Annotated in this window: 12 protein-coding genes and 1 other annotated feature; of the genes, 10 read left to right on the top strand and 2 right to left on the bottom strand. The window is 34.2% G+C overall.

The window, feature by feature from the left end; genetic code table 11:
• The first annotated feature begins 78 nt into the window (after positions 1-78).
• Entirely contained in the window at positions 79-306 is a 228-nt protein-coding gene (gene nrdH, locus FEZ33_RS00720) for a glutaredoxin-like protein NrdH (protein ID WP_138403460.1), read from the top strand.
• 81 nt (positions 307-387) lie between these two features.
• On the opposite strand, the gene FEZ33_RS00715 is transcribed toward nrdH, so the two are convergent.
• Positions 388-1,545 carry a helix-turn-helix domain-containing protein gene (locus FEZ33_RS00715; RefSeq protein WP_171031220.1) on the bottom strand — a complete coding sequence of 386 codons (1,158 nt, stop codon included), beginning with the start codon at positions 1,543-1,545 and terminating at the stop codon, positions 388-390.
• Positions 1,546-1,767: 222 nt separating this feature from the next.
• Here FEZ33_RS00715 and FEZ33_RS00710 point away from each other — a divergent pair, with 222 nt between their 5' ends.
• The 9 genes from FEZ33_RS00710 (at position 1,768) to FEZ33_RS00670 (ending at position 14,464) form a co-directional block, all read left to right on the top strand.
• Positions 1,768-2,229, top strand: a complete 462-nt coding sequence (locus FEZ33_RS00710; RefSeq protein WP_138403458.1) for a PTS sugar transporter subunit IIB — start codon at positions 1,768-1,770, stop codon at positions 2,227-2,229.
• Positions 2,230-2,396: 167 nt separating this feature from the next.
• On the top strand, positions 2,397-3,020 hold the full coding sequence (locus FEZ33_RS00705) for a thermonuclease family protein (RefSeq protein WP_138403457.1): 624 nt from the start codon (positions 2,397-2,399) through the stop codon (positions 3,018-3,020).
• 26 nt (positions 3,021-3,046) lie between these two features.
• Positions 3,047-6,544, top strand: coding sequence for a pyruvate carboxylase (locus FEZ33_RS00700; protein WP_138403456.1), 3,498 nt, complete (start codon positions 3,047-3,049; stop codon positions 6,542-6,544).
• Between the two features lie 10 nt (positions 6,545-6,554).
• Positions 6,555-7,733: a CapA family protein gene (locus FEZ33_RS00695; RefSeq protein ID WP_138403455.1), complete on the top strand. Its 1,179-nt coding sequence runs from the start codon at positions 6,555-6,557 to the stop codon at positions 7,731-7,733.
• A gap of 154 nt (positions 7,734-7,887) precedes the next feature.
• The gene (locus FEZ33_RS00690; RefSeq protein ID WP_171031219.1) at positions 7,888-9,504 is read left to right on the top strand and encodes an LPXTG cell wall anchor domain-containing protein; all 1,617 of its coding nucleotides are present in this window, start codon (positions 7,888-7,890) and stop codon (positions 9,502-9,504) included.
• 65 nt (positions 9,505-9,569) lie between these two features.
• Entirely contained in the window at positions 9,570-9,932 is a 363-nt protein-coding gene (locus FEZ33_RS00685; protein ID WP_138403453.1) for a DUF6568 family protein, read from the top strand.
• Between the two features lie 89 nt (positions 9,933-10,021).
• Positions 10,022-10,228: a binding site (T-box leader), on the top strand.
• Between the two features lie 108 nt (positions 10,229-10,336).
• Positions 10,337-10,984, top strand: a complete 648-nt coding sequence (locus FEZ33_RS00680) for an amino acid ABC transporter permease (protein ID WP_138403452.1) — start codon at positions 10,337-10,339, stop codon at positions 10,982-10,984.
• Between the two features lie 92 nt (positions 10,985-11,076).
• On the top strand, positions 11,077-13,803 hold the full coding sequence (locus tag FEZ33_RS00675) for a LysM peptidoglycan-binding domain-containing protein (protein ID WP_138403451.1): 2,727 nt from the start codon (positions 11,077-11,079) through the stop codon (positions 13,801-13,803).
• A 64-nt stretch (positions 13,804-13,867) separates the two neighbouring features.
• Complete coding sequence (locus tag FEZ33_RS00670; RefSeq protein ID WP_138403450.1) at positions 13,868-14,464, top strand: class I SAM-dependent methyltransferase; 597 nt, start codon at positions 13,868-13,870, stop codon at positions 14,462-14,464.
• A 10-nt stretch (positions 14,465-14,474) separates the two neighbouring features.
• On the opposite strand, the gene FEZ33_RS00665 is transcribed toward FEZ33_RS00670, so the two are convergent.
• Positions 14,475-14,984: a GNAT family N-acetyltransferase gene (locus FEZ33_RS00665; protein ID WP_138403449.1), complete on the bottom strand. Its 510-nt coding sequence runs from the start codon at positions 14,982-14,984 to the stop codon at positions 14,475-14,477.
• Between the last annotated feature and the right edge of the window lie 51 nt (positions 14,985-15,035).

Below are 15,035 nucleotides of genomic sequence, written 5' to 3'. Positions count from 1 at the left end.
GCGATCAACATGTAGTTGTTTTTTGTTTGGAAATACAGTATGATGAGTATATTAGTTCAAAGAAAGAAGGTCATATCCATGTCAAAAATTACTGTTTATTCAAAACCAAATTGTATGCAATGTAACTTTACAAAAAAATATTTAGATGATAAAGGTGTCGATTATTCTACTCTAGATGTGTTTGCTGATGAGGAAGCACTGAATCATATTAAATCATTAGGCTTTCAATCACTCCCTGTAGTTGAAATCGATGGGGAAGAGCCTTTTAACGGTTTCCGTCCAGATTTATTAGCAAAATTAGCTTAATAATTTAAAAAATTCCACTCTTTAAAGTTAGTCAATAACTTAAGGAGTGGAATTATTATTATTAGTGCAAGTTTTAATTGTTTAAACAATCGATTTAGCATAGCTAGAAGGGCTTAAACCAAATTCCTTACTAAATGCCCGAGAGAAGTATTGAATCGAACCATAGCCTAGATAATCAGCTATTTGTGATAAGGTCATTTGAGTTTCTTGAATCATTTGTTTGCTTCTGTTTAATCGAATTGTATTTATATAATTTTTTGGTGTCGTATTTGCGTATTTATTAAATAATGATTGAATGGTTGATCTTGATAATGAGAAATGTTCAACTAAATCACTCACTTGGTTTTGGTCTTCAACATGCGCATCCAAGAAATCTACCATCGCTTGGAATAATTCACTTTCATAGTTTTCGCGCATCGATGTGGTTGGTTTTTCGGTATGATTCGCTTCACCTTGAACAATTTTAAGTAGAATTAATTTTAAGTTTAATAACACTTCATCATCCGTATATCTACCATTGGTTGTAATGTTTGATAATTCAATGATTCGTTCAATTAAAGCTGTGTTTTGAGAACCTAAGTGTATGATTTGATTCGTTGCTGTAGGAGTTAGCCCCTTTGCGTCAAATATAATTGATAAATAAGACGTTACTCCATCTTTAGTAATACTTTGTTTTCTAACTTGTCCTGGTTGATAGATAAAGCAATCATTCTTTTTAGCAATATACTCCGCATCATCAATGTGATGAATTAACTCACCTTGATCAACAATAATAAGTTCATAATAATCTCCTGGAATAGATAAGCTTTCGAAAGGCGCCATCTTAATTTGATAGAACAAAGTATGTAGTTTTTCAATCATTAGTTTTGGTTCGTATTTTCGAATCGCAATTTTTTTAGCTGTAGGGACTGTCTTAGGAGAATCCTTCCCAAGCGGTTCCATAAAAATACTACATTCTTCTGTGATAGCGAGTGTGTTAAAATAGACACCTGGGACTAAATCAATACTATTAGTTAAGATAAATTCCTGATAACTTACTTCATCTTCAGGTGTAGTAGTTAACACAATTAAGGCAAGTCCTATATCAGAAGTTAACCGCACTGATTGATTAAAACGGAAAAATAACTCAGAATCACTCTTTTGAATTTGCATCCGTCTATTTGTCTTTTTAGATTTTGAAATGGAAGACTCATCCATAATTGTGTAAAACTCAGAATGGTTATTTGACGTTGTTTTCAAGTACATTTTTTCACCTCTACCCATTTTAGTTATTAGTTCAGATAACATTATACCTTAAAATTTAATTCTTTACTAATGATTATCTTAATTAGTGATTTCTTTTTACCGATTTCATCAAACTAAATCGAATTTTTTGTGTATTTTAATGGAAAAGTATTGCACTTAGTTCTTAAGTGGCGTAACATATCCGCTGAATGTAAATTTAGAAAGGAAAGAGATGCAATGTCTAATGTAAGAATGGCTCTAATTGACGATCATTTTCTCCATGGGCAAGTAGCCGAACTCTGGTGTAGTGAAGTCGAGAGTAATCTTATTATTGTCGTAAATGACAAACTTTCAGAAAATAAAATGCAACAAGGTCTATTAGATATGTCGGTGCCGGATGGGATTACATGTCGTTATTATAGTTTGAGTAAGGCCATTAAAATGCTAAATAAATTAGATTCAGAAAAACATCCGATACTAATCTTTGAAACAATTGCAGATTTGAAAATTATTATGAATCTTGGTTTTTCAATCCCATTAGTAACTTTATCGAGTGTGGCTCCAACAGGTGGAGGAAAAACAATTGCACCTGGAGTCTCATTGAATAGTAAACAAATTAATTGGTTGGCATCAATCTCAGAGCAAGGGACTAAAGTAGAAGTGCGTCAAACACCAGATGAAGAAAGTGTTTTATTATAAACCATTTTTTTTTATAAACCCTTAACAAATATTTTTGTTGGGGGTTTTTGACTACATCAAACATTAAATGCTTTAAGATTAAAATTTACTAATAAAAGAGTAAACTAGTCTAATAATTATGATATAATAGCTACTGTATATTTAACCTAATAGAACGGAGGGCTTACTTGAATAATAAATCACTCTTACGTCGATTATTAAAGCAGTTAGGGAATCGAAATAATAAAATGGGTATCAGCTTATCAGCCATCGTTATTATTTTATTTTTATTCTTTGCACCTGATTTATTAAATTTTGAATCATCCAATACAGTCATTGATAATCAAGACACGGAAGTTATTTCAAGTGAATTTAACGGAGAGAATTTTGAAGTATTACCGACATTGAAAAAGATTCCAGTGGATCTTGTTTCTGTAAATGACGGAGACACCATGCGAATTGATTTGAATGGATATGAAATTCCCGTTAGATACTTAATCATCGATACACCAGAAATGAATTATGATAGTGGTGATCCTGCACCATTTGCTCAGGAAGCTAAAGAAATGAATGAAACTTATCTAAAGGAAGCGGATCAAGTATATATCGAACTGGATGTCGGTCCACCTACAGATAATTACAATCGGATATTAGCCTATGTGTATAGTGATGATGTGTTAATGAATGAAGCCTTATTGGAAGAAGGATTAGCTCGAGTGAGATATGTCAATCCGCCTAATAATTCTTATGAGACGCTTTTAAGAGAGGCTGAGGATCGGGCTCAAAATGAATCATTAAATATTTGGAATTAAATAGCAAACAAATTGGAGTTGAGTAAATGAATAAAATTAACAAGATATTAATAGCCAACCGCGGTGAAATTGCCATTCGAATTGTCCGTGCGTGTAAAGAATTAGGAATTGAAACGGTAGCGATTTATTCTAAAGAAGATATCGGGTCGCTGCATAGACAAAAAGCAGACCAATCGTATTTGGTAGGCGAGACGTTAAGTCCGACGGGGGCTTATTTAGATATTGAAGGTATTATTGCTTTAGCTAAAGAGAAAAACATTGATGCGATTCATCCGGGCTATGGCTTCTTAAGTGAGAACTATGAGTTTGCGAAACGTTGTCAGGAAGAAGGTATTATCTTTATCGGTCCTGAACTTCGACATTTAGAAATGTTCGGGAATAAAACGCGTGCGCGTGAAACGGCTATTGCTGCAGGACTGCCAATCATTCCAGGTACTGTGACAGATGATAATTCATTAGAAGATGTTAAAGCCTTCGCGAGTGAACATGGTTATCCGATTATGCTAAAAGCTGTCAGCGGTGGTGGCGGTAAAGGGATGCGTATTGTGGCGTCTGAAGATGAGATTGAAAGTGCCTATGACCGTGCGAAATCCGAAGCAAAAAATTCTTTTGGTGATGACCGCATGTATGCTGAAAGGTACATTAATGAACCAAAACATATTGAAGTACAGATTTTAGGAGATACACATGGCAACGTCGTGCATTTATATGAACGAGACTGCTCGATTCAACGTCGTCATCAAAAAGTTGTTGAAGTAGCACCTTCATTTAATTTAAGCTCGGAAATGCGTGAAAAATTAACAGATGCTTCGCTTCAATTAATGAATCATATCGAATATATTAATGCCGGTACAGTGGAATTCCTAGTCTCAGGAAATGAATTCTACTTCATCGAAGTAAATCCACGTGTTCAAGTGGAGCATACCATTACAGAATTAGTGACTGGTTTAGATATTGTTCGTACGCAAATTTTAATTGCGGATGGTGAAGCATTATTTGATCAAGCCATCGGTTTCCCAAGCCAAGAAGATATTCACTTAAATGGTTTCGCTATTCAAGCGCGTGTAACGACAGAAGATCCTTTAAATAATTTTGCACCAGATTCTGGTAAGATCATCGGTTACCGTTCTCCTGGTGGGATTGGTGTTCGTTTAGATGCTGGTGACGCTTATAGTGGGGCGAATATTAGCCCTTACTATGATTCATTACTTGTTAAAATCTCAACGTATTCAATTCACAAAGATGGCGCCATTGCTAACTTAAGACGCTCTTTAGAAGAGATGAGTATCGTGGGTCTCAAAACAAATATTCGTTTCATTGAAAACATTATTAAACACCCACAATTTGTCTCTGGTGAATATGATGTGTCATTCATTGATACGCATAAGGAATTATTCGATTTTATACCTCCAAGAAACCGCGGGAATAAACTATTGAAGTATATTGCGAATGTCACTGTCAATGGCTTCCCAGGGATTGAAAAAACTGAAAAACCTCACTTTGAATTGAGACAAGTGCCAAAAATTAAAGGTCACCGTACAAATATTCACCGTGAATCATTCAGTACACCAGGGGATGTTTGGACAAAGCCACACGACGAGAAAGCTTTGTCATTTAAACAGATTTTAGATCAACAAGGACCTGAAGCTGTATCTAAAGCTATTCTTGGAACTAAGAATACTTTACTAACAGATACAACACTTCGTGATGCACATCAATCTGTTTTAACGACACGCTTAAGAACGACAGATATGCGTGAAATTGCGCCATTTATGAATGAAACAATGCGTGACTACTTCTCATTAGAGATGTGGGGAGGAGCAACGTTTGATGTCGCTTATAACTTCTTGAAAGAAAGTCCATGGCAAAGATTGCGTGACTTACGTCAATTAATTCCGGATATTCCTTTCCAAATGTTATTGCGTGCTTCAAATGCGGTAGGTTATAAGAACTATCCAGATAATTTAGTGAAACAGTTTATTAAAACAAGTGCTCAAGAGGGCATCGATGTCTTTAGGATTTTTGATTCACTAAACTGGTTAGAAGCGTTAAAATTCCCAATTGAAACAGCGTTAGGGACTGGAAAAATCGTCGAAGGAACAATCTGTTATACAGGGGATATTTTGAACCCACAACGATCAAGCCTATATACATTAGATTATTACGTAAATATGGCAAAAGAATTGGAAGCACTTGGTGTTCATACAATTGCGATTAAAGATATGTCTGGTGTCTTAAAGCCTGAGGCAGCTTACCAACTTATCTCTGCATTGAAACAAGAGGTATCACTACCGATTCATTTACACACACATGATACGACAAGTACTGGTGTAGCTATTTACTCAAGAGCGATTGATGCTGGGGTGGATATTGTGGATACTGCTAATGCAGCTCTATCGGGTCAAAATTCACAGCCAGATGCGAATGCCTTGTACTATACACGTCTAGGCCTTGACCGTAATATTAACGTGGACGTTGAAGCGAATAATATCATGCAAAATTATTGGAAAGAAACACGTAAGTATTACACGCCGTTTGAAAGTGATTTAACAACTGCTTGGACAAAAGTCTATGATTATGAAATGCCAGGTGGTCAATATAGTAATTTACGTATGCAAGCACAATCCTTAGGGCTAGGCGATCGTTATGACGCTGTCTTAGATATGTATCACCGTGTGAACTTCTTATTCGGAGATATTGTAAAAGTGACACCATCATCTAAAGTTGTAGGAGATATGGCTTTATTCATGGTTCAAAATGATTTAGACGAATCATCTGTTATTGCGCAAGGCGAGGCGTTAGACTTCCCACAATCTGTTATTTCTTTCTTTAAAGGAGAGATTGGCCAACCTGCGGGTGGTATGAATAAAGAATTACAAAAAGTAGTTCTAAAAAATGAAACAGCGATTTCCGATCGACCAGGGAATCACTTAGCACCTTTCGACTTCAAAGAAGCCGAAGAAGAATTGAATGAAAAGCTTTATAAAGATGTGGATATGAACTCAATGTTGAGTCTAGGAATGTATCCTAAAGTATTTAGAGAATATTTAAACTTTATTGAAGATTTTGGTCAAGTTGATATAATTGATACACCAACCTTCTTATACGGTATGAAGTTAAATGAACGTATTGTCGTTGATATCGAACCTGGTAAAACACTCTTAGTAGAATTAACAAGTATTGGACCGCTTAAAGAAAATGGCACACGTATTGTTTATTTCAATCTAAATGGAATGCCTGAACAAGTAGAAATTATTGATAATAATGTTGATTTATCATCAGTAGCTCGTCCAAAGGCAGATCGTTCAAATCTGAATCATGTCGGAGCACAAATGCCTGGTTCTGTATTTAAGGTAAATGTTAAAGAAGGCGATCATGTAAGACAAAATGATGTATTAATTATTACTGAAGCAATGAAAATGGAAAATGCGATTCAAGCACCTAAAGCTGGGGTAATAAAAAGCATCTATGTGAAAGAACAAGATCAAATTACAGCAGGAGATTTACTGATAGAATTCGAATAAGGATGCGTGAATGTTGAAAAAAAGATTAAATAATATAAAATTAATAAGTTTATTTCTCGGTATAACATTTCTCCTTTTAGGCTGCCAATCGGCTAGCCAAGAGGGGGAATCGGTTGCTGAGTCCGAAGAAGTTGGCAGTGAAGAAGTGGTTGACACTTCTGAAGAGAATGGATCTAGTAGTGATTATGAAGTGGTTGATTCTGTAACAATTCGCTCTATTGGAGATGTATTAGTTCATGATACGGTTTATTATGATGCGGATACTGGGGATGGTTATAGTTTTGATCATATGTTTGATGGGGTTAGATCGTATTTAGAGAATGCGGATATTACAACTGCGAATCTAGAGATGATCACAGCGGGAAGTGTCTTTGGACCTTCAACATACCCAGCTTTTAATTCACCTGAAGAGATTATTGATGCACTTCAAAACGCTGGGGTTGATATTGTTAATAATGCAACGAACCATTCACTTGATTTAGGTGCAGACGGGGCATATGCTTCAATTAATGCCTTACAAGAGCGTGATATGATGCATGTAGGTAGTTATGAGTCATGGGAAGATTACAATACGTCTCGCATCATCGAAGTAGGAGATATGTCCGTTGGTTTTCTGTCTTATGCTAATGATGCGAATGGAAACTATCTCCCAGAAGATCAAGAATATTTATTATCACTCATTGATTTGGATTTAATTCCACTTGAAGTTGAGCAACTGAATACGGAAGTGGATGTGTCAGTTGTCATGTTCCATATGGGAAATGAGTATGATTACTTACCTAATACGTGGCAATTAGAAGTTATGCAAACAGCGCGTGATGCTGGAGCAAACTTTATTCTAGGAGGACACCCGCATGTCTTACAACCATTTATTAATTATAATGAGAGCCAAGCAGGAATGTTCTCACACGGGAACTTTTTAACTGGACAGTATGAAATTGACACAAAAATCGGAGGTATTACCGAATATACATTTAATAAACTTGGTAATGGTGAAGTTGTCTTAGATTCAATGCGATTCATGCCGACCTTTAATTTCGGTATGCCAGAGACTCCGGTATACTCTGTAGTTCCTTTAGCAGATGCTGATGAATATGGCTTAGCTCAAGCCAGTGAGTTGTATGCTGAATTAGAACAAAGAATGCGATATTATACTAATAAAGTAGAAGTAGTTGAATACTTAGACTAATAGAGATAGTTTAAACAGTTAGTGAAAGCAAATCGATTTCACTAACTGTTTTTTTGTTGTCTAAAATAGCAATTTGAAAAGTTGTTAATTAAGTCAATAAATAAAATAATGGAAATGATACTTTTTTACGTATTTATATATGGAGGTGTTATTTATGAAAAAAATAATCATATCAATGACGTTATTAAATTTATTACTTAATTCTTTTGGTTCAATATTCGCACAGGAAGCGCCGGATCCTTATATTGTTACTCAGGATATTAATTATGAATCGATTTCACTAGAAGATTGTTTAAACATATTACAAAATCCAACGGATGAAAGTCTCGAAGCCGAATCAATAAATGGAACAATTGAAGAAGTTGAAGCGGAATTACAGTTAGTTCAAGCACAATATAACGAGCTTAATAATTATATTGCTTTGTTAGAAAGCGGGGAAGTAGACTCCCTAGATTGGGCAAATTCACAACTACTCATCGTTATCGAAGAGGTATATGCACTTCAATCTGAATTGGACCCTGAGTTTATATATTTAAGTGAAGAAGAACAATTAAATCTTGTTGCAAGTCATGAATCAGTCTTGGAATGGCAAGCCTATATCCAAGAAATTCAAGTTGCATTAAACCAATTAATTGCCGATCGTAATGTCGTAGAACAAAACTATTCCAATTTGAATTTTACACTAAATGAATTACACGCTAGTAAAGAAAACACGAGTCAATCAAAAGCCGCCTACAATGAGTGTCAATTATATCCGTATTCATCTGAATATTTATCAACTGACCAGATATTACTGAATAGCCAAACGTCTTTAAATGATTATCTCGTTCAAATTGATACATATTTAGAAAAGATAGTTGCTAAAGCTTATCGTAAAGTTGCTTTCGAAGATATTTATCGACTATATAGTGAGCAATTAGATCAACAAGCTTTAGAAAATGCTTTAGCGGATAAACCAAATATCGTTTTAGATAATCTAGCCTATGAAACATATAGTTATGCTAAAGAGTTAAGTTTAATTGATATAGAAACATTAGCTCAATATGCACAAAGAGCATTTATAAAAAATAATAACAAAGATGAATTTATACAGAGTTATCAAAAAGTCATCAACTTAAAAGAGAATCAATGGAATTATATTTATAGCATTAACACAGAGGCTTTTGAGTTAATAAAGAGCGAACTTGTCAATTATCTAAACTCGAATATGCATACGAATGAAGAAGCCGTAAATTTAGTACGTAGTATCCACCAAAGATATCAAGTGAAACTAGTATTTTTTGACGATAGCTCACAACAGTGGGTTACAAACTCGATGAGTTCGTCTGGCTATTATGATGAATATGTTCAAAAAGATATTTCATCACATGCGTTAGAAGAAGCCTTAAGTGGAGAGTCAACTTCAGAAATAGATTCAGAAAGTAATGATGAATTAACATTAGATGAAACCTTAGACGAAGTCCCTGATAACTTGGTAGTACCGAATGATCATCTAGAATCTTTAAAAGACCAACTTTCAAACGTTCGAAGTAATACAAATATAAAAGATCTTCCTAAACCAAGTGCATCAAATTCGATGAATAATAAAAATAAAGAGAACAAAGGTGAAAAAACAAATAAAGGTAATATCGAATTACCTTCGACTGGTGAAAGAAAACCGATGACAATTATCGCAATAATCATCTTAGTTATTGGCTTAATTTTATTATTTACGACCCTTCGTATAAAGCGTAAAAAAAAAGAAACACTTCAAGATATTGAATTAGATTGAGCAATAAAATTGGTTTAAAGGCCAGATTTAAGGTACTATTTACTTATGAAAGAGAGGTTATTAATATGACAGCAGAAGAAAATGTGTTTTTAGAAATTGTACAAGACTTTACGGAGCTTTCTCCGACTGAAGCAGATGAATTACTTTCTAATGAAGAAGGTACAATCGTATTTATCGGACGTCCTACATGTCCATATTGCCGTAAATTTGCACCTAAACTTCATAAAGTAAGTACAGAACATAAAGTTCAAGTGAATTTTGTAAATTCAGAACATCCTGATTATACAGATGAATTAAAAGACTTTCGTGAAAAATATGGTGTACCGACTGTTCCAGGTATTCTATATGCTGATGGAAACGATGTAAAAGTCCGTTGTGATAGTTCTATGACCGAAGAAGAAATCGCATCGTTCGTAGAAGCATCATAGAAACGGATTTAATATCATATATTCGGAGTATTAATTAGAATTTAGGTTGACAAACAATTCTCATTCTTTTAATATTATTCTAAATTAAATAGTCGTCGAAGATTTAAGAGAGTAAGTTTACGTGAACTAAAAGCGATGTAGCAACCGGTGAAAGGCTACAAAGATTCACTTTGCTGAACCGCACTTAATAGACATATTAGTGAACTCATAGTAGCTAATATCGCATATGCGTTATAAGTAAGTGAATTGATTATGTCAATTAAACAGAGTGGTACCACGGATATTTCGTCTCTATTTTTAATGTTATGCATTAGAAATAGAGACTTTTTTTGTATATTTGTATACACACTTACAGTCTTTATATTAGTTTGATCATTATTATAAAATTAAGAGGAGAGATACTTATGGATATTATTCAAGAATATTACCCGCTATTTTTAAATGGAGCTTGGTACACAATACAATTAGCATTTGTTACAGTCGTTTTATCATTACCTTTCGGAGCTGCTTTAGCTTTAATGCGTATTTCATCAAACAAAATCCTTAGCACGATTGCGCGTGTATATGTAGAAATTATTCGTGGGACACCGTTACTTGTTCAAGTTTATTTAGTTTATTTTGGACTTCCAATGTTTAACATTTATTTAGATGACTTCATCTCTGCAGTATTAGCTGTAACTATTAACTCTACAGCATATATGGGAGAAATCATGCGTAGTGGTATTCAATCAATCGATACAGGTCAAACTGAAGCAGCAAGAGCACTTGGTTTACCTAAATGGGTAGCATTTAGAAAAGTATTATTACCACAAGCGATAAAAAACATATTACCAGCCATCGGGAATGAGTTCGCAGTATTAATTAAAGAAACATCAATCGTGTCGGTTTTAGGAATCAAAGACTTAATGTTTGCTTCAGATACAGTTAGAGGGGCGACTTATACAACTTTTGCACCGTTATTATTTGCGGCACTGTTATATTTCATTATGACATTCACAATTTCACAACTTATGAATTTACTTGAGAATCGCTTTGCTAAAGCGGATAATTAATCTATTAATATTTGTAATAAATCTAGTCGTTTTGGTAATGAAAACATGTTACAATTGAAATATACATTACTACAATCTGAGGAGTGTTCATTTTGGAGAGAAAATTAATGCGCAAACGTAAAGGGGAATGGATTACTGTTTCACTTTCATTAGCAGCGCTTGTTGCAATTGGTGGATCACAATCAATCGTAGCAGCACAAGAAATTTCATCAACTTATGTTGTACAATCTGGCGATACTTTATATTCAATTGCCAGCCGTCATGGCCTTTCATTGGGGCAACTTAAAGAAATTAATGGTTTAAATAACGATATTATACTTCCTGGTCAAAGTTTAATAGTAAGTCAAAGTGCACAAAATGAAGAAAATTCTACTCCTTCAAATGAGACACAAACTTCTAATAACACTGAAGTTGAAACAAATACACCACCAGTTGTGTCTAATAACTCAAATACAACAACTGCTTCGGGATCAACTTATACAGTAAAATCAGGTGATTCATTATATGCCATCGCTGTTAAACATGGTGTGTCAGTACAAAACCTTAAAGATTGGAACAGCTTAACTAGCAATTATATTTATTCTGGTGACGTACTGAATGTTTCTAAAGCAGGAACACCCGCACCAAAGCCAACACCAACTGAAAATGATAATAACAATTCAACTGGAAACACTTCAACGACAAATGTTCACGTCGTTAAAGCTGGGGAATCAGTTAATTTAATTGCTCAAAAATATGGTGTGACAGCAACTCAAATTAAATCTTGGAATAAATTATCATCAAACTTAATCCATCCAGGAGATCGTTTAGTTGTTTCTGCGTCTGCTAATAATAACGGAAACAGTAACTCAGGGAATTCAAATAGTGACTCTGAAAACACTAATAATAACTCAGGAAACACAGAATCAGCGAAAACATATACAGTTAAATCAGGCGATTACTTATACTCAATCGCGAGTCGTTTCGGTGTAACTGTTCAGAACTTAAAAGACTGGAACAAGTTATCTAACAACTATATTTACTCTGGCGATGTTTTAAACGTTGCAAAACCAGGTTCAAACACATCGACACCTGCACCTAAACCAGATGATAATAACAATAACAGCAATGAAAATTCTGGAACTAAAAAAGTTCACGTTGTAAAAGCGGGAGAATGGGTAAGTAAGATTGCAGCTCAGTATGGAATTACTGACCAACAATTAAAATCATGGAATAACTTATCATCTAACTTAATCCACCCAGGCGATCGTTTAGTTGTTTCAAATCCTAATAATACTGGTGGTTCAAACACTTGTAATGATAGTGACAACGAAAGCAATAAACCAGAGACGACACCTGCTAAAACTCATACGGTTAAATCAGGTGACTACTTATACTCAATCACGAGTCGTTATGGAATTTCAGTTCAAAACTTAAAAGACTGGAATAAATTAACAAGTAATTACATTTATTCAGGTGATGTGTTAGTTGTTTCTAAACCAAATTCAACAACTCCAGCTCCAAAACCAGATGATAAAGAAGAAGAAAAAGAAGAAAATAACAATACAAATAAACCTTCTAAAGTTCATGTGGTTAAATCTGGAGAGTGGGTAAGTAAAATTGCTAATCAATACGGCATTACTGAAGCTCAATTAAGAGAGTGGAATAACCTTTCATCAAACTTAATTCACCCAGGCGACCGTCTAGTTGTTTCTAAACCATCTAGTTCTGGAAATAATTCAGGGAACAATGGCAACAACGACAATAACAATGACAAACCATCAACATCAGCAAAAACTTATACGGTTAAATCAGGCGATTACTTATACAAAATCGCATCAGCACATGGTATCACTGTTCAAAATCTAAAAGATTGGAACAACTTAACGAGCAATTACTTATATTCAGGAGACGTATTAATTGTTTCAAAACCAACAGGTTCAAATAATGGTGGAAACAATAATAACAACTCAGGATCTAGCAACCAACCAATTCCTGATCTATCTGGAGTAACTCCTGTATCAGTAAACTACGATGTGAAGTTAAATGGTACAACACAAGCATTAAGAAACACTTTATCTTATGCAGGGCGTACTAGCGATGTTGTTGATTTTTTTGGTCAACGATTTACAGTTAAACGTGAATTTGTTAAAGGCGGAACGAAATATATTGAATTATTAAATTCAAATGGAAGTATTCTAGGATATGTTCCTAAATCTGCTTCTGTAGAAGTGCCACAAGGTAAGAATGTTGTATACCTAGATGCAGGTCACGGTGGAACTGAAACAGGTTCAGCTGCGAATAATCGAGAAGAGAAAGAATTAAACTTAAACATCACTTCTCAACTATCAACAATTTTACGTAATCAAGGATATATTGTTTATGAATCAAGAACATACGATGAAACAATTCCTTTACATGAACGTCATTTAGAACCAAATAGCATTATGCCTGATGTATACATTAGTGTGCATCATAATGCAATGCCGATTCCAAATACGGCTCATGGTATCGTAACTTTATATCACGATCAATCTATCGATGAAAAAGGCTATGAGACAGTTGATCACCATATTGGAACAGACATTATTCCAGAAGGGAAACGTTTAGCAAACGCTATCCAAAATAGCTTAGTTGCGATTACTGGAGCGAATGATATGGGAACTCGTGCGCAAAACTTACACGTTACACGTAAGACAGACGTTCCGGCTACATTAGTAGAGTTAGGTTTCCAAGATCATGATGCAGAATTTAGAAAATTAATTAACCATTCATATCAGAAGAAATTAATTAATGGGCTTGTTAACGGAATCAATGCATACTTCGGTTTAACTCGCTAATTAACACATTTTAAATAAAAAATTTAAACGGGCTTCTTGCCCGTTTTTTAATTCAGGTGATTAAATGAATAACCAAGAATGGGACAATTTATTAAATATAAAAACGACAAATGAACGTGACTGGCAGGCAGCAATCTATGATTACCATCGCTTAGAATCGACGGATTATGACGTATTGAGTCTATTATTTGATAATCTAACTGTATCAAAAGATGATGTTTTCGTTGATATGGGCTGTGGAACAGGGAGAGCTTTGTTCTATGTTCATTATCGATTTGGTATTACTGTTAAAGGAATAGAACTTCATCCAATGACGTTTGATGAATTAGAGAATAACAAAAAACAATTTCAAAAGCGCTTCAAAGTACCTAATAATGATATTTATATTAAACATACTTATGCTGACGATTATCTTGTTGAATCGAGTGATTCAATTTTCTATTTTTTCAATCCGTTTGCGTTTAAAATTTTCAAAGATGTAATAAATAATATCATGTACTCTGTGAACTTGGTTCGTCGTCCAGTAAAACTCATCTTGTACTATCCAGAACGGGTAGTAATTAAATATTTGAAAGAAGAAACGCCATTTGAACTGCTAGACAAAATAAAAATCCCCGGAACTTATGATTCCAGAGATTTTTTACATGTATATAGTTTATAATAAAGCAATTTTAAATATTTGACTGAATAGTTTTAGCCATCCAGACGATGTCGTGCCACTCATCAAATTTATAGCCGAATTTAGGCATTTGGCCAACAACGGCATAATCATTTTTTTGTAAGAAACGGTAACCAGCAATATTACTTGCAGTTAAATTCGAATAAAGTTGAACAATTCCAATTTGTTTTAATTTCTGTTCTAAGTTCTCATATAATTGCTGGCCTAAACCAGTGCCATAGTAGGAGGGATTGATGTATAAATTGATATTACAAGTGTATTTATAAGCTTGACGCTTTTCTTGAAAGTGATTAGCAAAAGCATACCCAATTATCTCATGATCTATTTCAGCTACTACAAAAGCCAATTGCTCAATAATCTTTTGCATAACTTTTTTATAATTTTCAATGGTAGGCACTTGGATGGCCATTGTTACAGTTGTATTCTCGATATATGGTTGGTAGATTTGTAAAATTTGACTTGCATCTTCTAATGTTGCATTTCTAAATGTTATTTTTGACAATGGTACACCTCTATATTTATATAATGCTTTAAGTTTAACAAATTGAGTAAA

Source organism: Ruoffia tabacinasalis (genome assembly GCF_005864045.1).
GTDB lineage: Bacteria > Bacillota > Bacilli > Lactobacillales > Aerococcaceae > Ruoffia > Ruoffia tabacinasalis.
The sequence above is the reverse complement of the archived record's forward strand: the minus strand, read 5'-3'. Positions and strand labels throughout refer to the sequence as shown.

Excerpts from the sequence above, each read along its gene's own strand:
- nrdH (WP_138403460.1), top strand. The coding sequence starts at position 79 with ATGTCAAAAATTACTGTTTATTCAAAACCAAATTGTATGCAATGTAAC.
- FEZ33_RS00710 (WP_138403458.1), top strand. The coding sequence starts at position 1,768 with ATGTCTAATGTAAGAATGGCTCTAATTGACGATCATTTTCTCCATGGG.
- FEZ33_RS00700 (WP_138403456.1), top strand. The coding sequence starts at position 3,047 with ATGAATAAAATTAACAAGATATTAATAGCCAACCGCGGTGAAATTGCC.
- FEZ33_RS00695 (WP_138403455.1), top strand. The coding sequence starts at position 6,555 with ATGTTGAAAAAAAGATTAAATAATATAAAATTAATAAGTTTATTTCTC.
- FEZ33_RS00690 (WP_171031219.1), top strand. The coding sequence starts at position 7,888 with ATGAAAAAAATAATCATATCAATGACGTTATTAAATTTATTACTTAAT.
- FEZ33_RS00685 (WP_138403453.1), top strand. The coding sequence starts at position 9,570 with ATGACAGCAGAAGAAAATGTGTTTTTAGAAATTGTACAAGACTTTACG.
- FEZ33_RS00680 (WP_138403452.1), top strand. The coding sequence starts at position 10,337 with ATGGATATTATTCAAGAATATTACCCGCTATTTTTAAATGGAGCTTGG.
- FEZ33_RS00670 (WP_138403450.1), top strand. The coding sequence starts at position 13,868 with ATGAATAACCAAGAATGGGACAATTTATTAAATATAAAAACGACAAAT.